This is a genomic window from Bradyrhizobium sp. SZCCHNRI20481, assembly GCF_032485055.1.
GTDB lineage: Bacteria > Pseudomonadota > Alphaproteobacteria > Rhizobiales > Xanthobacteraceae > Bradyrhizobium.
Window position 1 is genome coordinate 142,217 of the sequence record NZ_JAUEUE010000010.1, and the last position, 22,005, is coordinate 164,221.

Below are 22,005 nucleotides of genomic sequence, written 5' to 3' on the forward strand. Positions count from 1 at the left end.
GACTGACCCGTAAATGGGCAGCTGCTGGAGAGCGCATCCATGTCGCCGCAAACCATGAGCGAGGAAATCCGTCCCAACCGCGCCGCCGAGGCGCAGGCCATGGAGGAGGATGCGCGGCTGCGGGACGATATCCGGCTGCTCGGCCGCATCCTCGGCGATACGGTCCGCGACCAGGAAGGCGCCGAATTGTTCGACCTCGTCGAGCGCATCCGCCAGACCTCGGTGCGCTTCCACCGCGACGAAGACCGCCAGGCGCGGCGCGAGCTGGAGCAGATCCTCGACGGCATGACGACGGCTGAGACCGTCCGCATCGTCCGCGCCTTCAGCTATTTCTCGCACCTCGCCAACATTGCCGAGGACCAGAACAACATCCGGCGCATGCGTGCCAAGAGCGATTCCAATGGCGGGGCCGGCATGCTGGCGGCGACGCTCGCTCACGCCAAATCCGCCGGGTTCGAGGCTTCCGATCTGCGCAAGTTCTTCTCGACGGCGCTGGTCAGCCCGGTCCTGACCGCGCACCCGACCGAGGTGCGGCGCAAGAGCACGATGGATCGCGAGATGGAGATCGCGATGCTGCTCGATCGCCGCGAGCGGATGCAGCTGACGCCGGATGAGCGGGAGGCCAATGACGAGGCGCTGCGCCGCGCCGTGCTGACGCTGTGGCAGACCAACCTGCTGCGCCGGACCAAGCTGACGGTGCTCGACGAGGTCACCAACGGGCTGTCGTTCTACGACTACACGTTTCTGCGTGAGGTGCCGCGTCTGCTGTGCTCGCTCGAGGATCGGCTCAATGACGGAGGGGAGGTGGCGGGCGATCTCGCCTCGTTCCTGCGCATGGGGAGCTGGATCGGCGGCGATCGCGACGGCAATCCGTTCGTCACCGCCGAGGTGATGCGCGGAACGCTCAAGCTGCAATCCAGCCTGGCGCTGCACTACTATCTCGAGGAACTGCACCTGCTCGGCAGCGAGCTGTCCATCGCCGCGCATCTCGCCGATGTCTCCGAGGAGCTGCGTGCGCTGGCCGAGCGCTCGCCGGACACGTCGCCGCATCGTCACGGCGAGCCATATCGCCTGGCGGTGTCCGGCATCTATGCGCGCTTGGCGGCGACGGCGAAGAAGCTCGGTATCCAGATCAGCCGCCTTCCCGTGGCGGCGGTGGCGCCTTACGACAGCGTCAAGCAGATGCAGGATGATCTCGACGTGCTGCATCACTCGCTGGTCGCCAACAATGCCGAGGTGATCGCCCGCGGGCGGCTGCGGCTGCTGCGGCGTGCCGTGGATTGCTTCGGCTTCCATCTGGCCCGGCTCGACATCCGCCAGAACTCGGCGGTGCACGAGCGAACCGTCGCCGAGCTGATCGACACAGCGATGCCCGGCATGTCCTATATGGCGTTGAGCGAGGATGCGCGGGTCGGCCTGCTTGTCAGCGAGTTGCGCAATGCGCGGCCGCTTGTATCGCAATTCGTCAAGTACAGCGACGAGACCATCGGCGAGCTCGCGCTGTTCCGCGCCGCTGCCGAGGCGCACGCCACGTTCGGCGCCGATGTGATTCCCCAGTGCATCATCTCGATGTGCAAGGGCATGTCGGACATGCTCGAGGTGGCGCTGCTGCTCAAGGAGGTCGGCCTGATCGATCCATCGGGCCGCTGCGCCGTCAACATCGTGCCGCTGTTCGAGACGATCGAGGATTTGCAGGCCTCCAGCGCCATCATGGACCGCATGCTGGCGCTGCACGATTACCGCCGCCTGGTCGACAGTCGCGGCGCCGTGCAGGAGGTCATGCTCGGCTATTCCGACAGCAACAAGGACGGCGGCTTCGTCACCTCGGGCTGGGAGCTCTACAAGGCCGAGATCGGCCTGGTCGACATCTTCGAACGCCATGGCATTCGGCTCAGGCTGTTCCATGGCCGCGGCGGATCGGTCGGCCGCGGCGGCGGTCCGAGCTATGACGCCATCATCGCCCAGCCCGGCGGCGCCGTGAACGGCCAGATCCGGATCACCGAGCAGGGCGAGATCATCTCCAGCAAGTATTCCAACGCCGAGGTCGGCCGCAACAACCTGGAGATCCTCGCCGCGGCGACGCTCGAAGCGAGTCTGCTGCATCCGCGGCAGCCGGCGCCGAAGCGCGAGTATCTGACTGCCATGGATCGGCTCTCGGAGCTCGCCTTCAAGGCCTATCGGGGCCTCGTCTACGAGACCGACGGCTTCGTCGAATATTTCTGGGCCTCGACGGTCATCAACGAGATCGCCACCCTCAACATCGGCAGCCGCCCGGCCTCGCGCAAGAAGACCCGCGCGATCGAGGACCTGCGTGCGATCCCCTGGGTGTTCTCCTGGGCGCAGTGCCGGCTGATGCTGCCGGGCTGGTACGGCTTCGGCAGCGCGGTCGAGACCTGGATCGCGGAAAATCCGGAGCAGGGCATGCCGTTCCTGCGCGAGCTTTATCAGGAATGGCCGTTCTTCCGCATGCTGCTCTCGAACATGGACATGGTGCTCGCGAAAAGCTCGATCGCCATCGCCTCGCGCTATGCCGAGCTGGTCCCGGACGAGGCCCTGCGCGAAAAGATTTTTGGCCGCATCCGGCGCGAATGGAATCTGGTGATCGAGACGTTGCTCGATATCATGGGACAGGAGCGCTTGCTGCAGGGCAATCCGCTGCTGGAGCGCTCGGTGCGCAACCGCTTTCCGTATCTCGATCCACTCAACCACGTGCAGGTCGAGCTTCTCAAGGAGCACCGCGCGCAGAACCCGGACGAGCAGGTGCTGCGCGGGATTCAGCTGACGATCAACGGCATCTCGGCGGGGTTGAGAAATACGGGATAGCTCGGCTGTAGCCACAGACTCTCTGTCGTCCCGGCGAACGCCGGGACCCATAACCCCAGGGAGTAGTTTGGGGCGAATGCGTTGTCGACCTTCGCCTATCACGGCCGCCGCGGCGTATGGGTCCCGGGTCGGCGCCACGACGCGCTGCGCGCATCGTGGCTTGCCCGGGACGACAGCGGTGGTGCGACTGATTTGCGGCTCAAGCAGCAAATGACATACGATCTCGTCCTCGCGGCGTTTCGCGCCCGAGTGCATGCAGCGAACATGTCCCTCACGAGAGTGCAAGGGCGCGGGGAATGCCGGGTGAAGGCCTCACCCATGGCCCGCCTGCAGAAAAGAAAGCAGGCGGCAGTCACCACAGGTTCAGCCGAACATCCGGCATTCCCCGCGCGATGTCTTCACGCTTATACGCGATCTCCCCGGTGTGCCGGCTCGTAGACACCGTCGCCCGCGCGATGCGCTGGGCATCACCACGGACTTGACGCCTGCTTCGGGGCGCCAGGACCACGCGATTTCACGTCCGCGGCAAAGCCGTTCGTCCGCGCATCCAGGGACACGCTGCGGCTCAACCGCGGCCATCGCATCCCCGCCTCGCGTGTCGTGACGATCGCGCGCTACGCCCCTTGCATGAGGCGGGATGGCGAGAGAAGAACATGATTTCCGAAAAATAGCAAACGATTTATTCGTTTCAGAAGGCGAGGTGCGTCCGTTCGTCGGGTCCCGGTCTTGATTCGGACCCGGAGCCGCAGGCAGATGTGGCTGGGCGAGGAGGATCGACCATCGTGCCTCGCACGTCTCCCTGGGGTTATGGGTCCCGGATCTGCGCGCGCGTACCGCGCGCCTGTCCGGGACGGCAGTGTGAGTGTGGCCCCATCGTTGACGAGGCATCCCCGCTTTCGCAGGGACGCCTCGTAGCAAGGGCGGTTTTCCGGCCTAACAGATATGCGCGCCCTGCGTCTCCACATAGACCGCATAGAGCGATTGGCTCGCGGTCATGAACAGGCGATTGCGCTTCTTGCCGCCGAAGCAGACATTGGCGCAGATCTCCGGCAGCTTGATCTGGCCGATGCGGACGCCATCCGGCGCGAAGATGTGGACGCCGTCATAGCCTTCGCCGACCCAGCCGGCGCCGACCCAGATGTTGCCGTCGATGTCGACCCGCAGCCCGTCCGCGAAGCCCGACTTGCCGTCGAGCGTCATGTCGATGAACGCCTTCGGGTTCGCCAGCTTGTCGCCATTGACGTCGTACTGCCAGATCACGTTCTTGGCGTTCGGATAGTGCGTGATGCCGGTGTCGCAGACGTAGAGCTTCTTGTAGTCGTGGCTGAAGGCGATGCCGTTCGGCTTGAACGGCTCGTCCGCGACCTTGGTGATCGCGCCGGACTGCGCATCGACGCGGTAGACGGCTTCCTTCTGGAACGGCTGATTGGAGCCGTTGCGGGCGTTCTGCCCTTCATACAGGTTGATCGAGCCGTAGCCGGGATCGGTGAACCAGATCGACTGGTCGCTGGGATTGACGACCATGTCGTTCGGGCCGTTGAGGGGCTTGTCGTTCGCCTTCTCCGCGAGAACGGTGACCGAGCCGTTGTGCTCGAAGCGGACGAGGCGGGTCCGCTCGGCCGTGATCTGCCGCCCTTCATAATCGAAGGTGTTGCCGTTCGATTCGTTCGATGGCTTGCGGAACTGCTGGGAGATGTGGCCGTCGTCGTCGAGATAGCGCAGTTGTCGGTTGTTCGGGATGTCGCTCCAGACCAGATACTGCGCCTGCGCGTTCCAGGCCGGACCTTCCGCCCACAGGCAGCCGGTGAACAGACGCTTGATCGTGGTGTTGCCAACCTTGGCCTTGAAGCGCTTCTCGTCGATCACAACGATGTCGGGATCCGGATAGCGTTGCGGCTGCGCGCCCGGTCCGAAATCGCGGGCACCGGCCGGCGAGACTGCCGCTGCCGCCGCGGCAAAGCCGGCGACGCCCTTGAGGAGCATGCGCCGGTCGAAGCCGTCAGTTCCGGCCGGCGAATCCTGCGTGATGTCGTGTCGTGCATTCGTCATCTATGTCCTCCCGACTTTTGTTGGGAGGCGACCATACGACGAAATCATGGCGGCGCGCGGGTCGTTTAGACAAAAAACAACTTGAGATGGTGTGCGCTGCAAGCGGATTTTGGCGCTGCAAATCTCAGATCGGGTCCCAGCCGAACACGTCGGCGGAACGATCGAGCTTGTAGAACGACGGCTTCAGTGCCGGCATGCCATGCTCCGCAATGGTCTGCGGCGTCCAGCCTTCGCCGCGGTGCACCGAGCGCAGCGGGCGCGACTGGCTCATCAGGAAGATCTCGTTCATGCGAACGGCGAAGATCTGGCCGGTGACGTCTTTCGAGGCATCGCCGAGCAGATAGGCGACGACGGGCGCGATCTTCTCGGGCCCCATCCGCTTCATGCGTTCGACGCGCTCCTTCTCGGCCTCGGTCTCCGCCGGGATGGTGCCGATCATGCGGCTCCAGGCAAATGGCGAGACGCAATTGGAGCGCACGTTGAAGCGGCCCATGTCGAGCGCGATCGACTTCGACAGGCCGACGATGCCGAGCTTTGCCGCGGCGTAGTTGGCCTGGCCATAATTGCCGATCAGGCCTGAGGTCGAGGTGAAATGGACGAAGGAGCCGCTCTCCTGCTCGCGGAACAGCCGCGCGGCGGAGTGAGCGACATAGAACGAGCCCATCAGGTGGACCTTGATGACGGCTTCGAACGCCTCGATGCTCATCTTGTGGAAGATCATGTCGCGCAGGATGCCGGCATTGTTGACCACGCCGTCGAGCTTGCCGAAATGGTCGGTCGCGGCCTTCACGATCTTGCTGGCCGGGATCGCTTCGGACACGCTCTCGAAATTCGCCACCGCCGTGCCGCCGCGCTTCTTGATTTCCTCGACCACTTCCTCCGCCGGCGCCGCGCTGGTGCCCGAGCCGTCGGAGGCGACGCCGGGATCGTTGACGACGACCTTGGCGCCTTCGGCGGCGCACAGCAGCGCGATCTCGCGGCCGATGCCGCGGCCGGCGCCGGTGACGATGATGACTTTGTCCTGGAGCGATTTGGTCATGGGGAGGTCTCCTTGTTTTGCCCCGTCATTCCGGGCTGGTGCGCAGCACCAGACCCGGAATCTCGAGATTCCGGGTTCGCGCTTTCGCGCGCCCCGGAATGACGGTGGTTATCTTTCGTTCGTAAAAATAATCGTCCCTGACGCGGCGAACATGCCGCCGACGCCGTGACACACCGAGATCTTGGCTCCGGGTACCTGCGCCGGGGCGATGCCACGCATCTGGCGCACGCTCTCCTGCAACGCATACATGCCGTACATGCCCGAATGCATGTAGGACAGGCCGCCGCCATTGGTATTGAGCGGCAGCTTGCCGCCGGGACGTGTGTGTCCGGCAGCGATGAACGGGCCGGTCTCCTCATGCGGCATGAAGCCGAGATCGCCGAGCCCGAACAGCGGCAGATGCGCGAACGCGTCGTAGATCATGAGATGGTCGACGTCGGCATGGCCGATGCCGGCCTCCTTGAAGGCGAGGGGGCCCGCGACCTTGAAGGCACGCGACGAATTGAACGTCTCCATCTGGCTGACCATCGGCGTCTCCACGCTTTCGCCGGTGCCGAGAATATAGACTGGCCTCTGCGGAAAATCCTTGGCTCGATCGGCCGAGGTCAGGATCAGCGCGCCGCCGCCATCGGTGACGAGACAGCATTGCAGCAGCCGGAACGGATAGGCGATCATGCGCGAGTTCAGCACGTCCTCGACCGTGATCGGATCCTTCATCATCGCGCGAGGATTCTTCGCGGCCCATTCGCGCTGGACGACGGCGACCATCGCCAACTGCTCATGGGTGATGCCGTAGGTCTTCATGTAGCGCAGCACGGGGATCGGGAACATGCTGGGCGGACCGTAGACGCCGAACGGTGCCTCGAACTGGCCCTGCAGGCTGTCAGGCGGAATCGATCGCGGCAGCTTGCCGATCATCGACTTGCCGCTCTCGGCATGGGTGATCAGTACGGTCTTGCACAGGCCGGCCTCGATCGCCGCGGCAGCGTGGCGGACATGCAGCATGAAGGAGCAGCCGCCGACCGAGGTGCCGTCGACCCAGGTCGGCGTGATGCCGAGGTAATGACAGATCTGCTGCGGCGTCTCGACCGCGGTGGCGAAGCCGTCGATGTCCGACAGCTTGAGCCCGGCATCGGCGATCGCATTCAGCGCCGCGTCCGCATGCAGCTGGATCTGCGACATCGTCGGGATGATACCGAGCTCGGTGGTCTCGGCGGCGCCGACCACGGCAACCTGGTTTCGACGCATGGCGCTATCCTTTCGCCGGCCGGAACAGGGGCAGGGTGATTTGTTCGTCGAGCGGCTCGAAAGTGACTTCGAGCGGCATGTCGAGCTCCAATGCCTCCGGTGTCTGGGGGCAGCCCGTGATGTTGCTCATCATGCGCGGGCCCTCTTCGAGCGCCACGACGGCAATGGCGTAGGGCGGCGTGAAGCCGGGCGCCGGGGGACGATGGTTGATGACGTAGCTGTAGAGCGTGCCTTTGCCCGTGGCCTTGAAGACGCTGACCTTGCGGCTGGCGCAGGCCGGACAGAACGGGCGCGGCGGGAAGTAGACGTGGGCGCAGGCGTCGCAGCGCTGCAGCCGCAATTCGCCAGCGCGGGTGCCGTCCCAGAAATGCTGCGTCTCGGGTGTCGGTTTGGGGCGTGCACGCATCGGCTCGGCCATCCCGGTTGATCCTCCCTGCGGCGGGCTCCGTCGCCCGCTCCTTTGCATCCGTGATGCGCCATTTGACGCAGACGCGTCAACGGTCCATCACGCTACGCATGCGGCCCTCCGGGAGGCGCAGAGGTGTTTGGACGGCAATTGCCGCCTGATGAAAATTGGTCTTTGATGCCGCAAGTATGATCGGAGACGAGATGAAGCTGCGCGACATCGCCCATTCCAGGACCGGCGACAAAGGTGATACCTCGAACATCTCCGTCATCGCCTACGACGCCAAGGATTATCCATTGCTGCTCGCACAGGTGACGGCCGAGCGGGTCAGGGCCCACTTCGCCGGCATTGTCCGGGGCGAGGTGGTCCGCTATGAGCTGCCCAACATTGCGGCGCTGAATTTCGTGATGAGCCGGGCGCTCGGCGGCGGGGTGACCCGCTCGCTGGCGCTGGATGCGCACGGCAAGTCGCTGAGTTCCGCGCTGCTCGATATGGATATCGCGGCCGATGCCGCTGATCACACGCGATAGGACGCCATGACCGCTTCAAATCCGACCCTGGCCGCGCTGGCCGACGATCTCGCCGCCGGCCGCACCACGTCCCGCAAGCTGGTGGAGGAGTGTCTCGCCCGGATCGCCGATCCCGCCGGCGAAGGCCAGCGCGCCTTCATCCATGTCGACAAGGAGGCGGCGCTGGCGGCGGCCGACGGCATGGACGCGCTGCGCAAGGCCAATGCGGCGCCGTCGCCCTTCGCCGGCATTCCGGTCTCAATCAAGGACCTGTTCGACATCAAGGGCCAGATCACCCGCGCCGGCTCGCGGGCGCTGGAGGATTCCGCGCCGGCCGAGGCTGATGCGCCCGCGGTGGCGCGGCTGCGCCGGGCCGGCTTCGTCGTGATCGGCCGCACCAACATGACCGAGTTCGCCTATTCCGGCATCGGCATCAACCCGCATTACGGCACGCCGAAGAGCGCCTGGAAGTGCGAGGTCGGCCATGTCCCCGGCGGCTCGTCGTCGGGCGCCGCCGTCTCGATCGCCGACCGCATGGCCTATGGCGCGCTGGGCACCGACACCGGCGGCTCCTGCCGCATCCCCGCCGCCTTCAACGGCATCACAGGCTTCAAGCCGACGCAGGCCCGCGTGCCGCTCGACGGCGGCGTGCCGCTGTCCTCCACGCTCGACAGCTTTGGGCCGCTCGCCAACACCGTCGCATGCTGCGCGATCCTCGACTCGGTGCTGGCCGATGAGCCGATCCGGCCGCTGGCCGCGCGACCGGTGAAGGGTCTGCGGCTCGCGGTGCCCACGACGATCGTGCTCGACGAGCTCGATGCGGAGGTCGCCGAGACCTTCGAGCGGGCGCTGCAGACCCTGGCGAAGCAGGGCGCGCTGATCGAGCGCATCGAATTCCCTGAATTCCTCGACGTCGGCGTCATCGGCGCGAAGGGCGGCTTTGCCGCGGCCGAGAGCTACGCCTGGCACCGCTTCCTGCTGACCGCCAAGGGCGACGTCTATGATCCGCGCGTCTCCGTCCGCATCCTGCGCGGCGAGGCGATCACGGTGCCGGACTACATCGAGATGCTGAATGCCCGACGCTCGCTGGTGAAGCGGGCCGCCGCGCGCATCGCGCCCTATGACGCGCTTGTCATGCCGACCACCGCCAACGCGCCGCCCAGGATCGCCGATCTCGCCGACGACCAGGTCTTCGCCCGCGAGAACATCCGTGCCCTGCGCAACTGCACCTTCATCAACATGATCGACGGCTGCGCGATCTCGCTGCCGGCGCATCGCCACGGCGAGGTCCCGGTCGGCCTGATGCTGGCGCAATCCGGCGGCAACGACCGCAAGCTGCTGGAGATCGCGGCCGGGATCGAGGGCGTGGTGCGGGGCTGAGGCGGCGGCGGGGAGCAGCGTTGTCTCTGATCGAGTTTGCTCTACCCCAGAAAACGGGTGGCGCTGGACCAGCCTGATGGCCACATTGCTTGCATGATCAAGGCACGCAAGATGACTCCATCGTCGCCCGAACCCACGCCGCGCCCCGAGGCGATCGACTGGGCGATGGTGGAACGGGACCTCGATGCGCGCGGCTGCGCCGTGTTGACGCAGTTGCTCTCGCCCGACGACTGCCGCGCGTTGGCGGCGCTCTATCCGGACGACAGTCGCTTCCGCAGCCGGGTGGTCATGGCGCGGCACGGTTTCGGCCGCGGCGAGTACAAATATTTCAGCTATCCGCTGCCGGAGCCGATCGCTCGGCTGCGGCCGCTTTTGTACGCGCATCTTGTTGCGGTCGCCAACCGCTGGAACGCGACGATGGGGATCGACGTCCGGTACCCCGGCGACCACGATGATTTTCTCGCGCGCTGCCATCGGGCCGGCCAGACCAGGCCGACGCCGCTGCTGCTGCAATATGTCGAGGGCGACTACAATTGCCTGCACCAGGACCTCTATGGCGAGCACGTGTTTCCGCTGCAGGTCGCGATCCTCTTGTCCGAGCCGGGGCGTGATTTCGAGGGCGGCGAGTTCGTGCTGACCGAGCAGCGGCCGCGCATGCAGTCGCGCGCCGAGGTGGTGCCGCTGCGGCAGGGCGATGCCGTGGTGTTCGCGGTCTACAATCGTCCGGTGCAGGGCACGCGCGGCAGCTACCGCGTCAACATGCGCCATGGTGTCAGCCGGCTGCGCTCCGGCCGGCGCCATACGCTGGGCGTGATCTTTCACGATGCGAAGTGAGGCGCATGACGGTGGATCTGTTCGATGGACTCGCGGCGGTAGGACCGGCTCGCGAGCAGCTCGCGCCCGGCGCGGTGCTGCTGCGCGGCTTCGCGCGGCCGCAGGAGGCGGAGCTTATCACAGCGATCGAGACGATCGCGGCGCAGGCGCCGTTCCGCCGCATGGTGACCCCGGGCGGCCATCAGATGTCGGTGGCGATGACGAGTTGCGGCGCGTGTGGCTGGGTCACGGATCGCAGCGGCTACCGCTATGATGCTGTTGATCCGGACAGCGGCCAGCCATGGCCGGCGATGCCGCCGCTGTTTCATCAACTTGCCGAGCAAGCCGCAAGCGAGGCCGGCTTCGCAGGCTTCGCGCCCGATGCCTGCCTGATCAACCGCTATGAGCCGGGCGCCAGGATGTCGCTGCATCAGGACCGCGATGAGCGTGACATCGGCGCGCCGATCGTCTCGGTGTCGCTCGGGCTGCCCGCGACCTTTCTGTTCGGCGGGCTCAAACGCACCGAAAGGACGCAACGCTATCGGCTGGTTCATGGCGACGTCGTCGTCTGGGGCGGGCCGGCGCGGCTCGCGTTTCATGGCGTTGCCCCGCTCGCCGACGGTGAGCATGCTCGGCTCGGCCGCCGGCGCATCAACCTGACCTTCCGCCGAGCGCGGTAGTCCTGGCCGGTCTGTGACCTTCCTCGTTTTGCAACGGGCATCCTTGGCTCTATGCTGCCCCCGGGAGAGGGGCCATGAGCACTGTCGAACTTGCGGAGGAGCGAGCGCCGGCGGCGACGCGAATAGGACTTCACCTTGCGCTGCTGCAGCTGGTGTTCACGCTGCTGTGGACGACCTATGTGATCTATCTGCCGAAGCTCGCGGCCCAGGCCGGCATCGCGCCCTCGGACGTCGTTCTGATCCTGATGCTGGACCAGGCGATCTTCACGCTCTCGGATACGGCCATGGGGATCGCGGCCGATCGCATCGGGCGCGTCGCCGCGCGGTTCGGTCTATTCGTTGGCCTGCTGGCTGCGGTATCCTGCGCCGCCTTTGTCGCGCTGCCGTTCGTGGCGGCGTCGGCGGGTCCAGCGGTCTTCATCGGACTGATCGCGATCTGGGCGCTGACCTCCTCGGTGTTGCGCGCGCCGCCCTTGACCCTGCTCGGGCGCCATGCGGCCCGGCCGGCCATTCCGTTCCTGGCAGCGCTGGTCATGCTCGGCTATGGCGTGGCCGGCGCCGTGTCGCCGTATCTCGGCGTGATCCTGCGCGACTACGATCCGCGATTGCCTTTCATCATCTCATCAGCCGTGCTGCTGCTGACCGCACTCGGTCTCGCGCGCATCCCGCAGGATGCCGGTCCGGCCGCGCAAGCGCCGGCCAATCCCAAGCCCGAGCCCAAGCCGCTGCGGGGACTGCCGCTGCTGTTCATCGGCGCCATGGTGATCCTCGCGCTCGGCTACCAGCTGCATTTCAGCATCAACAGCTCGGCGTTCTATCTCCGCTTCGCCAAGCCGGAGGATCTGTCCTGGCTGATGCCGGTGTTCTGGATCGGCTTCAACCTTGTGCTGTTTCCGGCCAGCGTGGTGGTGAAGCATCGCGGTGGGCTGATCGTGATGGGCATCGCGGGCCTGCTGGGCGCGATCGCGATCGTCATCGCCGAACTCGCCGGTGCGCTGACCGTGCTGATCGTGGCGCAGTTCATCGCCGGTGCGGCCTGGGGCTGCATGATGATGAGCGCAATCTCGGCAGCGCTCGCGATCGGCACGTCAGGTGCCGAGGGCAAGGTGACCGGTCTCGTGTTCTCCGCGCTGGCGCTGGCCACGTTCGCGCGGATCGCCGCCGTCGCCGGCGGTCTGCAGAAGCTGCCCGACTACGCACCACTGGTGCGATGGGCGCCGGTCGCGTGCTGGCTCGTGGCCGGGGCCGGCCTGCTGGCGATGGCCGCGGCCGGATTGCAGGGACGCCGCGCGTCCCCGCCGTGAGCTCGATCGGTGCCTTCAGGGCTTCGGCGGATGGATGAAGGCCCAGGGCGAGACCTCGCTGTCGCGAGGCACCTCGATATCGATCAGATACGGCCCGCCATGGGCGAGCGCGGTCTCCAGCGCCGACTTGAGCTGGTCGGGTGACGTGACCTTGCTGGCGGCGACGCCGAAGGATTCGGCGAGCCTGACGAAATCCGGATTGACGAGATCGGAGGCGACGACGCGGCCGTCGAAGCGCTCGCGCTGGTCGCGCCGGACATTGCCATAGGCATTGTTGTTGAACACCAGGGTGACGACGCCGATGTTGTATTGCACGGCGGTCGCCAATTCCTGCACGGCGAACATGAAACCGCCGTCGCCGGTGATCGCGACGACAGGCCTGTCGGGATGCGCGACCTTGGCGCCGAGCGCGGTCGGGAAGCCGGCGCCGAGCGTGCCCTGATAGCCCGAGGTGATGAAGGTGCGCGGCTCGTAGACCGGAAAGCCGTACCAGGAAGCGAAGCCGACTTGTGACAATTCGTCGGTGACGATGGCGTCTTTCGGCAGCGCCTCGCGCAGCACGTTCAGATAGGCCATCTGCGGCTGCACCTGCTGGATTTCCTGCAAGGTCGCAGCGCTGGCGTCGCGGATGGACGCGCGACGGCCTGTTGTCTTGCGATAGCCCGCTTTGCTGACGGCGGCCGCGAGCGCGGCCGTGCCCGCCTTGGCGTCGGCGACGATGCCGGCATCGACGATCAGGCGCCGCATCTCGGCGGGATCGATGTCGATGCGGATCGACTTCAGGCCATCCGGCTTGAACGGCCAGCGGAACGTGGTCGGCAGCTCCATGCGGGTGCCGATGCCGATCATCAGATCCGTGGTCGGCCACAACTTGTAGGCCGCGGCCATGGTGAGCCCGAGCTCGTGCGCATTGGAGACGATGCCGCGCCCGGAGCGGAAGGCGACCACCGGCGCGTCGATCATCTCGGCGAGCTCGCGGATCTCCTCGCGCGCATCGATCGCGCCCGCACCGACGAAAATCATCGGCGTCTTCGCAGCCGTGATCAGCGCGGCGGCCTTGGCGATGCGGTCGGGATCGGGCTGCGGCGGCGCGAACGGAGCCAGCGGCTTTGCGGCGGCCGTCTCAGCCTTCTGCGTGAACACGTCCCAGGGCATTTCCAGCGCCGCGGGGCCGCGCCGCCCGGACATCATCTCTTGAAAGGCGCGCGACACGAGCGTCGGCGCGCTGTCGGGATATTCGATGCGCTCGGCCCATTTGACGAAGGTGCGCAAGGTCGCGAGCTGGTCTGGCATCTCGTGCAGATGGCCGCGGCCACGGCCGAGATAGTCGGTCGGCACCTGGCCCGTGAGGCACAGCACCGGCTCATTGCAGCCGAAGGCGGTGAGCAGCGCAGCACCAGCATTCAGCACGCCGGGACCCGGTACGACGCTGAACACGCCGGGCTTGCCGCTGGCGCGCGCATAGCCGAACGCCATGTAGCCGCAGGCCTGCTCGTGGCGGGCGCCGACGACCTTGAGCTGCGCCTGGTGGAAGGCGTCGAACAGGCCGTAGACCTGCGCGCCGGGCAGGCCGAACACGGTGTCGACGCCGTGGGCGACGAGCCCGCTGACGATGGCTTCGCCGCCGGTCATGGTGGTCATGCTGACATTCCGTTTCTGAACTTCTACAGGGCTTCGTCGACGACGCCGTTGCGCAAGGTGCCGACGCCCTCGGCTTCGATCTCGATGACGTCGCCGGGCTTCAGATAGCGCGGCGGATCGAACCGTGCACCGGCGCCGGTGGGCGTGCCCGTCACGATCACGTCACCGGGGACAAGCGTGGTGAAGGTCGAGATGTAGTTGATGAGGTAGCGGAAGCCGAAGATCAGCCGCGACGTGCGGTCGTCCTGGCGCAATTCGCCATTGACGTGCGTGGTCAGCCTGATGTCGGCGAGCTGGCTCTCATTGGTGTAGGGCACGATCCAGGGCCCGAGGCTGCCCGTCGAATCGAAGTTCTTGCCTTGCGTGACGTTGAATTTCGCATGCCGCACCCAGTCGCGGATCGTGCCCTCGTTGCACAGCGTGAGCGCGGCGATGTGATCCAGCGCCTCGCTCTCCGGAATGTGCCGTCCGGCCTTGCCGATTACGAGGACCAGCTCGCCCTCATAGTCGAGCTGCGGCGAGGCGCGCGGGCGCACCAGCGGCGTGTCATGGCCGACGAAGGAGCGCGGCGTGCGCATGAACATCGACGGATATTTCGGCGCGTCCTGGCCGTCCTTGTACTCGGCGTTGCGATCGGGATAGTTGACGCCGATGCAGATGATCTTCTCGGGCGCGGGGACCGGCGGCTGCCAGCTGATGGCATCGAGGCCATGATCGGGCGACAGCCCGGCTGCGGCATCGATCAGCCGGGGCAGGGCTCCCGCGGCGATCACCTCGCGCAAGGTCGGATAATCCTGGGCGAAACGCGTGGAGAGATCGATGAGGCCCTTGTCGGTCGCAAGTCCGTAGCGGACCGAGCCATCGGCGACATAGGTGGCGAGGCGAGGGGAGGTCATGGGCTTGTCTCCTTACACCCCGAGCCGCTGGATCTTGTGGGTGCCGCGCGCGAGCGAGACGTGCTTGGTCTCCATGTAGAAGTCGAACGAATAGTCGCCGCCGTCGCGGCCGATGCCCGATGCCTTCATGCCGCCGAACGGGGTTGGCAGGTGGCGGACATTCTCCGAGTTCAGCCAGATCATGCCGGCTTCCAGCGCGTCGGCGACGCGCAGCGCGCGGCCCATGTCGCCGGTCCAGACATAGCCGGTAAGGCCGTATTGCACGTCATTGGCGATCGCGATCGCGTCAGCCTCGTCGCGGAACGGGATCACGGTGAGGAACGGCCCGAACACTTCTTCCTGCGCCACGCGCATGGTCTGGCGCGCGCCGGTCACCAGCGTCGGCTCGACGTAATGCCCGCCACCCGGGCCGTCGAACCGCTTGCCGCCGACGGCGATGATCGCACCGTCCTCGCGTGCAACGTCGACATAGGAGCAGACCTTGGCGAGATGCCGCTCGTGGATCAGCGGCCCGAGCTCGGTGGCGGGATCGAGCGGATGACCCACTTTCAGCGCACGCACGCGCGCCGCAAGCTTGGCCGTAAAGGTCTCGGCGATACTCTGCTGCACCAGCAGGCGGCTGGATGAGGTGCAGCGCTCACCGTTGAGCGAGTAGATCATGAACACGACGGCATCGAGCGCGCGGTCGAGATCGGCATCGTCGAACACGATCACCGGGTTCTTGCCGCCGAGCTCGAAATGCACCCGCTTCAGGGTCGGTGCGCCCTGCGCCATGATCGCAGATCCCGTCGAGCTCTCGCCGACGAAGCCGATTGCCTTGATCGCGGGATGCTCGGTCAGCGCCCTGCCGGCCTCCTCCCCGAAGCCATGAACGGTGTTGAGGACGCCGTCGGGAATGCCGGCGTCCTTGGCGAGCTTGGCCAGCCACTGCGCCGTGATCGGCGACCATTCCGCCGGCTTGTGCACGACCGTGCAGCCCGCCGCGAGCGCCGGGGCGATCTTCCAGGTCGACAGCATGAACGGCGTGTTCCACGGCGTGATCACGCCGACAGGCCCGATCGGCACCCGCGTCGAGATGTTCCAATGCTCGTCGCTCGGCGTGCTCAGGCCGTCGCGGGCCTCGGTGCATTTGTCGGCGAAGAAGCGGAAATTCTCGGCGGCGCGGATCGCGGCCTTGGCCATGAAGCGATAGGCCTGACCGGTGTCGATGCATTCGAGCACGGCGATGTCGTCGGCATGATCCTCGATCGCGTCGGCCACGCGATGCAGCAGCTTGCGCCGCATCGCCGGCGCCATGTCGCGCCACGACTTGAAGGCGAGGGCGGCCGACGTCGCCGCGCGATCGATGTCCTCGGCATTGCCGCGCGCGACCTTGGCGAGCACGGCACCGTCGATCGGAGACTTCGTCTCGAACGTCGCGCCTGAGATCGCCGGCACCACCTTGCCGTCGATGAAGTGACCGATGCCCTCGTCCTTCAGCTTCGCGAGCAGGGGAGCGGCACGGTCGAGATTGGCCTTGTAGATGTCGGCTTTGGGACTGGCCTTATCCATGGGATGCCTCCGCTTTCAGGGCGTCGTGGATGTTGTTGCGCTTCCAACTGGTCGCGGCATCGTTGATCTGCATGTCGAAGGACAGCGCGAACTTGCTACTGGCGAAGACTGGGTCGAGGTAATCTGAAAGTGCCTTGAAGACGTGCTCGCCGGCCTTCTGCCGTGCCGCGAGGTCGCGGCCTTCGCCGAGCCGCAGCAGCATCGCGAGGAAGGCGGAATCGGGCTTGCCGTCGGCGATCGCGTAGTGCTCGCAGCGGATCGCGCGCACGCGGATGCCGCCGATCGGAAAGATCCCGGTCTCGCTGGCGGCCTTGCGGACCACTTCGCAAAGGTTGCCCATCATGACAAAGCCGTCGAGATTGGCGGAGTATTCGATGCTGAAATGCGGCATGGTGCGGTCGCTCCGGGGCAGGCGTCAGGCGAAGTAACAGCTCACCGTCCCATACGGGCCGTAGTCGGCCTGGATCGTGTCGCCCTTGCGCGCCTCGATCGGCCGGATGAACGAGCCGGCAAGGACCACCTGTCCCGGCTCCAGCGCGAATCCATTTGCCGCGATCTTGTTGGCGAGCCACGCAACGGCCGTTGCCGGGTTGTTCAGCACGCCGGCGGCCAAGCCGGTCTCTTCCAGTTGACCGTTCTTATAACAGAGTGCGCCGATCCAGCGCAGGTCGGCATCGAGCGGCCGCAGCGGCCGGCCGCCGAGCACGATGCCGGCATTTGCGGCGTTGTCGGCGATCGTGTCGAAGATCTTGCGCGTCGCCTTCGTTTCCTGATCAACCCGCTCGATCCGGGTGTCGAGAATCTCCAATGCCGGCACCACGAAATCGGTCGCGTTGAGCACGTCGAACAGAGTGCAGTCCGGTCCCGAAAGACGATGCTTCATGACGAAGGCAAGCTCCGCCTCGATACGCGTCGCGATGAAGCGGTCGGACGGCACCAGCCCGCCATCGGCAAAGAACATGTCGTCGAGCAGCACGCCCGAATCCGGTTCATCGATGTTCAGCGCGCTCTGCATCGCCTTCGATGTCAATCCGATCTTGTGACCCTTGATGACGCGGCCCGCGGCCACCTTGACGCTGATCCAGGCCTCCTGGATCGCATAGGCATCTGCGATGGTGATATCGGGAAACTCCTGCGACAACTGCCTGATCTGGCGGCGGCTCTTTTCGGCCTGATCCAGGCGTAAGGCGCAGCTATGAATCTGGTCACTCGCAAGAGGCATGGTCTATCGCTCAGAAAAGAGATGGCGGCAGATGATTAACATGTTAAGTTTCAACCGGCAAACCGAAACGGCGTTTGCTGCAGTGCAAATATTCAGGATGGCCCACGGGAGATTGATGTGAGCGAGACCAGGGCCAAGGTCGCCAGGCAGGCTGCGAAGGAAGCGCGCAAGGTGCCGATGCGCGACTTCTCGCAGTCGCTGCCGATGGCCTTGTTGCGGGCGCGTGAGGCCGTGATGCGGCAGTTTCGCCCCAATCTGCGACAGCACGGCCTGACCGAGCAGCAATGGCGTATCTTGCGCGCGCTGGCGGCGGTCGATGTGATCGAGGTGACGGAGCTGGCGCGGGTCGCGTTCCTGCTCGGGCCCAGCCTCTCTCGCATCCTGCGCGATCTCGAGGCGCGCGGCTTGATTCAGCGCGAAGTCGATAGCCGCGACATGCGCAGGGGCGTGTTGTCGATTTCCGCCAAGGGCATGAAGCTGATCGCACAGGTCGCGCCGAGCTCAGAGGCGATCTATGCATCGATTGCCAGCCGGTATGGGGCCCGCAAGCTTGCCGCATTGCACAAGATGCTGGGCGAGCTGGAGCAGAGCATCGGCGGCGATCTCGACGCCTCCGACGACGGCGATGGCTGATATGCCGCGGACCAAGCGCAATGGCGCGGTCTCATGCTTGGCAGGCCGTTCGGCGTTTTGATAAGAAGCGATGCAGCCGAGCGGAGAGGGCGTGCGTCGCAGGCATGGCAAACCATGCTAACTCTGTTTTCGCATGCTGATCGAACCCGCGAGTTGTCATGGTCACTATCAAGGTTGCGCATCTCATCGATTTCGTTGCCGACGTCTTCGAGCACGCCAATTCCTCGCCGGAGGAGGCCCGCCGGATCGCGACCTATCTGACGACGGCCAACCTGACAGGGCATGACAGCCACGGTGTGATCCGCGTGCCCGTCTATATCCGTTGGCAGAAGATGGGTTCGATCGTGCCCAATCAGACCGCAGAGGTCGTGGTCGACACCCCGTCGCTGGTGGTCGTCGACGGCAAGTTCGGCTACGGCCAGACCGTGACACCACAGGCCGTGAGGATCGGCATCGAGCGTTGCAAGAAGAGCGGCTTGGCCGCCTTGGCGCTGCGCAATTCCGGCCATCTCGGCCGGGTCGGCGACTGGGCGGAGATGGCCGCCGCTGAGGGACTCGTCTCCATTCATTTCGTCACGGCCGCAGGTTCACTGCTGGTGGCGCCCTATGGCGGAGTCGAGAAGCGGTTCTCCACCGCGCCATATTGTGTCGGCATCCCGCGCCAGGGACAGGATCCCATCGTGCTCGATTTCGCGACCTCGATCGTGGCCGAGGGAAAGGTCCTGGTGGCGAGCCGCGGCGGCAAGAAGCTGCCCAAGGGCGCCTTGATCGATGCCGACGGGACGCTCAGCGAGGATCCGGCGGTGCTCTATGGAGCCTATGAGGCCGAGGGGACGCGCGACCACACCAAGGGGACGGGAGCGATCCGCGCCTTCGGCGAGCACAAGGGCTCCGGTCTCGCCTTCATCTGCGAGCTGCTCGGCGGCGCCTTGACCGGCACCGGGGCGACGTCGGCAAATCGGCGCTTTGCCAACGGCATGCTCGCGATCTACATCGACCCGAAGGTGGTCGATCCGGCGAGCTTCTTTGATGGTGAGATCACCCGCTATACGGATTTCATCCGGGCGACCAAGCCGGTCTCCGGCGTTGATCAGGTGCTGGTGCCGGGCGATCCCGAGCGCAAGATGCGGGCCGAGCGTACGGCCAATGGCGTGCCCTTGCCCGATGACACCTGGGCGGCAATAGTGAACACGGCACGCGAAGTGGGTGTCAGCGAAGCGAGCATTCAGCGGGCGACATCGTGAAATCAGTGTGATTTGCGGGTGGCGCGAAGCATCCATGCTCAGATTGAGCGGGATTGCATTGCGTTGCGCCATCGGCGAGAACGAATTCTAACGAGACGGATCGGTTGAACAACAAGGGAAGGAAACGCAGTCGTGGCGAACAATAAGGTCAAGCAGCTCTGGGCCGAAGGCAAGACGGTGGTGAATGCCTGGCTCGCGATCCCCTCGGGCTTTTCCGCGGAGGTCGTGGCTCAGTGCGGCTTCGACAGCGTCACCGTGGACATGCAGCACGGGGTACAGGACTATCTGTCGATGGTGCAGTGCTTTCAGGCGATGCATGGCCATCCGGTCACGCCGATGGTGCGCGTGCCGTGGAATGAGCCCGGCATCATCGGCAAGGTGCTCGATGGCGGTGCCTATGGCGTCATCTGCCCGATGGTCAACACAGCGCAGGAAGCGCGCAACCTCGTTTCCTATTCCAAATATCCGCCCAAGGGTGTGCGCTCCAACGGTCCGATCCGTTCGGGCATGTATGGCGGCGCGGGCGAGTATCAGAAGACGGCCAACGACGAGATCGTGCTGCTGCCGATGATGGAGACCAGGACCGCGGTCGAGAACATGGAAGCCATTCTCGATGTCGAAGGCATCGACGGCGTCTATATCGGTCCCTCCGATCTCGGCTTTTCCTATGGCCTGGTGCCGAAGCTCGATCGTGACGAGCCGGAGATCCTCAAGATCTATGAGAAGATCGTGAAGGAATGCGGCAAGCGCGGGCTCAATCCCGGTATTCATTGCAGCGGCGCCGAGGGCGCTGTCCGCGCCATCAACATGGGCTTTAAGCTCGTGACCTTGTCCAACGAGGTCGGCCTGATGCAGGTCTATGCCCGCCAGCAAGTCGCGCAGACCCGCAAGGACTCCGGCGGCAAGGCCTGAGGCGAATTGCGAATAGGGAGTAGCGAATAGGGGATTCATTCATTCGCTATTCGCAACTCGCTATTCGCATGCCTGTTTGCGACCTACCGATACAAACGAAGAGAGACTGCCATGGCTCCCGCCCCCGTCATCCGTCTTCATCCCGAGGACAGCGTCCTGATCGCGCGTGCGAGTCTGCCGCCCGGCCTCGCGGTTGCCGATGGCGTGGCCACGGTGGACCGCATTCCGGCGGGGCATAAGGTCGCGGTGCGTCCGATCGCGCAGGGCGAGCCCATCCGCCGCTACGGCCAGATCATCGGCTTCGCGACCGCGCCGATCGCGCCGGGGCAGCACGTTCATACACAGAACTGCGGCATGGGCGATTTCGCCAAGGATTATGCCTATGGCGTCGACGTGAAGCCGACGCCGAACTTCGATCTTCCGGCGACGTTCGAGGGCATTCGCCGGCCCGATGGCCGGGTCGCGACCCGCAACTACATCGGCATTCTGACGTCGGTGAACTGCAGCGCGCATGTCGCGGGCCTGGTCGCCGACGTCTTCAAGCGGAATCCCTTCACCGGTGATGATCCGCTCGCCGACTACTCGAACGTCGATGGCGTCGTGGCGCTGACGCACAAGACCGGCTGCGGCATGACGCTCGACGAGCCGCTGAAGCTGCTTCGGCGAACCCTCGGTGGCTACGCGCGTCACGCGAACTTCTCTGCGGTGATCGTCCTTGGCCTCGGTTGCGAGGCCAATCAGATCGGCGGACTGATGGAGGAGCAGAAGCTCGCCGGCCGTCTGCGTGCCATGGACATCCAGGAGGTCGGTGGCACCCGCAAGACCGTCGAGGCCGGCATTGCTTTCGTCAAGGAAGCGCTCGCCGACGCCAACAGGGTCAAGCGCGAGACGGTTCCGGCCAGCGAGCTGACGGTCGCGCTGCAGTGTGGCGGCTCCGACGGCTATTCCGGCATCTCGGCCAATCCGGCGCTCGGTGCAGCAAGCGATCTGCTGGTGCGACATGGTGGCACGGTGATCCTGTCGGAGACGCCCGAGACCTATGGCGCCGAGCATCTGCTGACGCGCCGCGCAGTCAGCCGCGACGTCGGCGAGAAGCTCGTCTCCCTGATGCGCTGGTGGGAGGAGTATACGGCGCGCGAGGGTGCGGAGATGAACGCCAACCCCAGCCCGGGCAACAAGGCCGGCGGCCTGACGACGATTCTCGAGAAGTCGCTCGGCGCGATGGCCAAGGCCGGCAGCACCAATCTGGTCGATGTGCTGCATTATGCCGAGGCCGTCACCAAGAAGGGCTTCGTGTTCATGGACACGCCCGGCTACGACCCCGTCGCGGCGACGGGGCAGGTGGCCGGCGGCGCCAATCTCGTCTGCTTCACGACCGGACGCGGCAGCGTGTTCGGCTGCAAGCCGGCACCGTCCATCAAGCTCGCGACCAACACGCCGATGTACAAGCGGATGGAAGACGACATGGACGTGAATTGCGGCACCATCCTCGACGGCGAGGAGACGGTGCAGGAGTGCGGCCAGCGCATCTTCGAATTGATGCTGAAGACCGCCTCGGGGCAGCCGACCAAGAGCGAGAGCTTCGATTTCGGCGGGGCCGAGTTCGCACCCTGGGTGCTCGGCGCGACGATGTAGCTGGATCACTCAGCTATTCG

General features: G+C 65.5%; 19 protein-coding genes. 10 read left to right on the forward strand and 9 right to left on the reverse strand.

The window, feature by feature from the left end:
• The first annotated feature begins 39 nt into the window (after window positions 1-39).
• Complete coding sequence (gene ppc / locus QX132_RS17895) at window positions 40-2,823, forward strand: phosphoenolpyruvate carboxylase (RefSeq protein ID WP_316162202.1); 2,784 nt, start codon at window positions 40-42, stop codon at window positions 2,821-2,823.
• Window positions 2,824-3,756: 933 nt separating this feature from the next.
• On the opposite strand, the gene QX132_RS17900 is transcribed toward ppc, so the two are convergent.
• The 4 genes from QX132_RS17900 to QX132_RS17915 all read right to left on the reverse strand — a co-directional run bounded on the left by QX132_RS17900 (window position 3,757) and on the right by QX132_RS17915 (window position 7,577).
• Window positions 3,757-4,872 carry an SMP-30/gluconolactonase/LRE family protein gene (locus QX132_RS17900; RefSeq protein ID WP_315737264.1) on the reverse strand — a complete coding sequence of 372 codons (1,116 nt, stop codon included), beginning with the start codon at window positions 4,870-4,872 and terminating at the stop codon, window positions 3,757-3,759.
• A gap of 124 nt (window positions 4,873-4,996) precedes the next feature.
• A complete protein-coding gene (locus QX132_RS17905; protein WP_315737265.1) occupies window positions 4,997-5,911 on the reverse strand; it encodes an SDR family oxidoreductase in 915 nt (304 codons plus the stop codon).
• Between the two features lie 108 nt (window positions 5,912-6,019).
• Window positions 6,020-7,159, reverse strand: a complete 1,140-nt coding sequence (locus QX132_RS17910) for a thiolase C-terminal domain-containing protein (protein WP_315776465.1) — start codon at window positions 7,157-7,159, stop codon at window positions 6,020-6,022.
• Between the two features lie 4 nt (window positions 7,160-7,163).
• The gene (locus QX132_RS17915) at window positions 7,164-7,577 is read right to left on the reverse strand and encodes a Zn-ribbon domain-containing OB-fold protein (RefSeq protein WP_315737267.1); all 414 of its coding nucleotides are present in this window, start codon (window positions 7,575-7,577) and stop codon (window positions 7,164-7,166) included.
• 191 nt (window positions 7,578-7,768) lie between these two features.
• On the opposite strand from QX132_RS17915, the gene QX132_RS17920 reads away from it, so the two are divergent.
• From QX132_RS17920 to QX132_RS17940, 5 genes are all read left to right on the forward strand, one after another.
• On the forward strand, window positions 7,769-8,095 hold the full coding sequence (locus QX132_RS17920; protein WP_316162204.1) for a hypothetical protein: 327 nt from the start codon (window positions 7,769-7,771) through the stop codon (window positions 8,093-8,095).
• 6 nt (window positions 8,096-8,101) lie between these two features.
• A complete protein-coding gene (locus QX132_RS17925; protein ID WP_316162206.1) occupies window positions 8,102-9,454 on the forward strand; it encodes an amidase in 1,353 nt (450 codons plus the stop codon).
• 93 nt (window positions 9,455-9,547) lie between these two features.
• Window positions 9,548-10,288: a 2OG-Fe(II) oxygenase gene (locus QX132_RS17930; protein ID WP_316162208.1), complete on the forward strand. Its 741-nt coding sequence runs from the start codon at window positions 9,548-9,550 to the stop codon at window positions 10,286-10,288.
• A gap of 5 nt (window positions 10,289-10,293) precedes the next feature.
• Entirely contained in the window at window positions 10,294-10,947 is a 654-nt protein-coding gene (gene alkB / locus QX132_RS17935) for a DNA oxidative demethylase AlkB (protein ID WP_315776469.1), read from the forward strand.
• 74 nt (window positions 10,948-11,021) lie between these two features.
• Window positions 11,022-12,251 carry an MFS transporter gene (locus QX132_RS17940; protein ID WP_315776470.1) on the forward strand — a complete coding sequence of 410 codons (1,230 nt, stop codon included), beginning with the start codon at window positions 11,022-11,024 and terminating at the stop codon, window positions 12,249-12,251.
• 15 nt (window positions 12,252-12,266) lie between these two features.
• Here the strand turns inward: QX132_RS17940 and QX132_RS17945 are convergent, their stop codons facing one another.
• Genes QX132_RS17945 through hpaH form a run of 5 tightly spaced genes read right to left on the reverse strand, consistent with a single transcriptional unit; the run spans window position 12,267 to window position 17,561 of the window.
• A complete protein-coding gene (locus QX132_RS17945) occupies window positions 12,267-13,892 on the reverse strand; it encodes a thiamine pyrophosphate-dependent enzyme (protein WP_315776471.1) in 1,626 nt (541 codons plus the stop codon).
• A 23-nt stretch (window positions 13,893-13,915) separates the two neighbouring features.
• Window positions 13,916-14,788 carry a fumarylacetoacetate hydrolase family protein gene (locus QX132_RS17950; RefSeq protein WP_315776472.1) on the reverse strand — a complete coding sequence of 291 codons (873 nt, stop codon included), beginning with the start codon at window positions 14,786-14,788 and terminating at the stop codon, window positions 13,916-13,918.
• Window positions 14,789-14,800: 12 nt separating this feature from the next.
• Window positions 14,801-16,339 (reverse strand): 5-carboxymethyl-2-hydroxymuconate semialdehyde dehydrogenase, encoded by a 1,539-nt coding sequence (hpaE, locus tag QX132_RS17955; RefSeq protein WP_315737275.1) that lies wholly within the window; start codon window positions 16,337-16,339, stop codon window positions 14,801-14,803.
• The gene (locus QX132_RS17960) at window positions 16,332-16,730 is read right to left on the reverse strand and encodes a 5-carboxymethyl-2-hydroxymuconate Delta-isomerase (protein ID WP_315737276.1); all 399 of its coding nucleotides are present in this window, start codon (window positions 16,728-16,730) and stop codon (window positions 16,332-16,334) included. Before QX132_RS17960 ends, hpaE begins: the two co-directional genes overlap by 8 nt.
• A gap of 24 nt (window positions 16,731-16,754) precedes the next feature.
• A complete protein-coding gene (hpaH, locus tag QX132_RS17965) occupies window positions 16,755-17,561 on the reverse strand; it encodes a 2-oxo-hept-4-ene-1,7-dioate hydratase (RefSeq protein WP_315776473.1) in 807 nt (268 codons plus the stop codon).
• 177 nt (window positions 17,562-17,738) lie between these two features.
• Here hpaH and hpaR point away from each other — a divergent pair, with 177 nt between their 5' ends.
• The 4 genes from hpaR to QX132_RS17985 all read left to right on the forward strand — a co-directional run bounded on the left by hpaR (window position 17,739) and on the right by QX132_RS17985 (window position 21,985).
• The gene (gene hpaR / locus QX132_RS17970) at window positions 17,739-18,194 is read left to right on the forward strand and encodes a homoprotocatechuate degradation operon regulator HpaR (RefSeq protein ID WP_409977900.1); all 456 of its coding nucleotides are present in this window, start codon (window positions 17,739-17,741) and stop codon (window positions 18,192-18,194) included.
• A gap of 158 nt (window positions 18,195-18,352) precedes the next feature.
• Complete coding sequence (locus tag QX132_RS17975) at window positions 18,353-19,438, forward strand: malate/lactate/ureidoglycolate dehydrogenase (protein WP_315776474.1); 1,086 nt, start codon at window positions 18,353-18,355, stop codon at window positions 19,436-19,438.
• Between the two features lie 132 nt (window positions 19,439-19,570).
• Window positions 19,571-20,350, forward strand: coding sequence for an HpcH/HpaI aldolase family protein (locus QX132_RS17980; RefSeq protein WP_315714912.1), 780 nt, complete (start codon window positions 19,571-19,573; stop codon window positions 20,348-20,350).
• Between the two features lie 111 nt (window positions 20,351-20,461).
• Window positions 20,462-21,985 carry an altronate dehydratase family protein gene (locus QX132_RS17985; protein ID WP_315776477.1) on the forward strand — a complete coding sequence of 508 codons (1,524 nt, stop codon included), beginning with the start codon at window positions 20,462-20,464 and terminating at the stop codon, window positions 21,983-21,985.
• The last annotated feature ends 20 nt before the right edge of the window (window positions 21,986-22,005 follow it).

Excerpts from the sequence above, each read along its gene's own strand:
- QX132_RS17900 (WP_315737264.1), bottom strand. The coding sequence starts at position 4,872 with ATGACGAATGCACGACACGACATCACGCAGGATTCGCCGGCCGGAACT.
- ppc (WP_316162202.1), top strand. The coding sequence starts at position 40 with ATGTCGCCGCAAACCATGAGCGAGGAAATCCGTCCCAACCGCGCCGCC.
- QX132_RS17960 (WP_315737276.1), bottom strand. The coding sequence starts at position 16,730 with ATGCCGCATTTCAGCATCGAATACTCCGCCAATCTCGACGGCTTTGTC.
- QX132_RS17905 (WP_315737265.1), bottom strand. The coding sequence starts at position 5,911 with ATGACCAAATCGCTCCAGGACAAAGTCATCATCGTCACCGGCGCCGGC.
- QX132_RS17925 (WP_316162206.1), top strand. The coding sequence starts at position 8,102 with ATGACCGCTTCAAATCCGACCCTGGCCGCGCTGGCCGACGATCTCGCC.
- QX132_RS17940 (WP_315776470.1), top strand. The coding sequence starts at position 11,022 with ATGAGCACTGTCGAACTTGCGGAGGAGCGAGCGCCGGCGGCGACGCGA.
- hpaE (WP_315737275.1), bottom strand. The coding sequence starts at position 16,339 with ATGGATAAGGCCAGTCCCAAAGCCGACATCTACAAGGCCAATCTCGAC.
- QX132_RS17910 (WP_315776465.1), bottom strand. The coding sequence starts at position 7,159 with ATGCGTCGAAACCAGGTTGCCGTGGTCGGCGCCGCCGAGACCACCGAG.
- hpaH (WP_315776473.1), bottom strand. The coding sequence starts at position 17,561 with ATGCCTCTTGCGAGTGACCAGATTCATAGCTGCGCCTTACGCCTGGAT.
- QX132_RS17915 (WP_315737267.1), bottom strand. The coding sequence starts at position 7,577 with ATGGCCGAGCCGATGCGTGCACGCCCCAAACCGACACCCGAGACGCAG.
- QX132_RS17930 (WP_316162208.1), top strand. The coding sequence starts at position 9,548 with ATGATCAAGGCACGCAAGATGACTCCATCGTCGCCCGAACCCACGCCG.
- QX132_RS17950 (WP_315776472.1), bottom strand. The coding sequence starts at position 14,788 with ATGACCTCCCCTCGCCTCGCCACCTATGTCGCCGATGGCTCGGTCCGC.
- QX132_RS17975 (WP_315776474.1), top strand. The coding sequence starts at position 18,353 with ATGGTCACTATCAAGGTTGCGCATCTCATCGATTTCGTTGCCGACGTC.
- alkB (WP_315776469.1), top strand. The coding sequence starts at position 10,294 with ATGACGGTGGATCTGTTCGATGGACTCGCGGCGGTAGGACCGGCTCGC.
- QX132_RS17920 (WP_316162204.1), top strand. The coding sequence starts at position 7,769 with ATGAAGCTGCGCGACATCGCCCATTCCAGGACCGGCGACAAAGGTGAT.
- QX132_RS17945 (WP_315776471.1), bottom strand. The coding sequence starts at position 13,892 with ATGACCACCATGACCGGCGGCGAAGCCATCGTCAGCGGGCTCGTCGCC.
- hpaR (WP_409977900.1), top strand. The coding sequence starts at position 17,739 with ATGCGCGACTTCTCGCAGTCGCTGCCGATGGCCTTGTTGCGGGCGCGT.
- QX132_RS17985 (WP_315776477.1), top strand. The coding sequence starts at position 20,462 with ATGGCTCCCGCCCCCGTCATCCGTCTTCATCCCGAGGACAGCGTCCTG.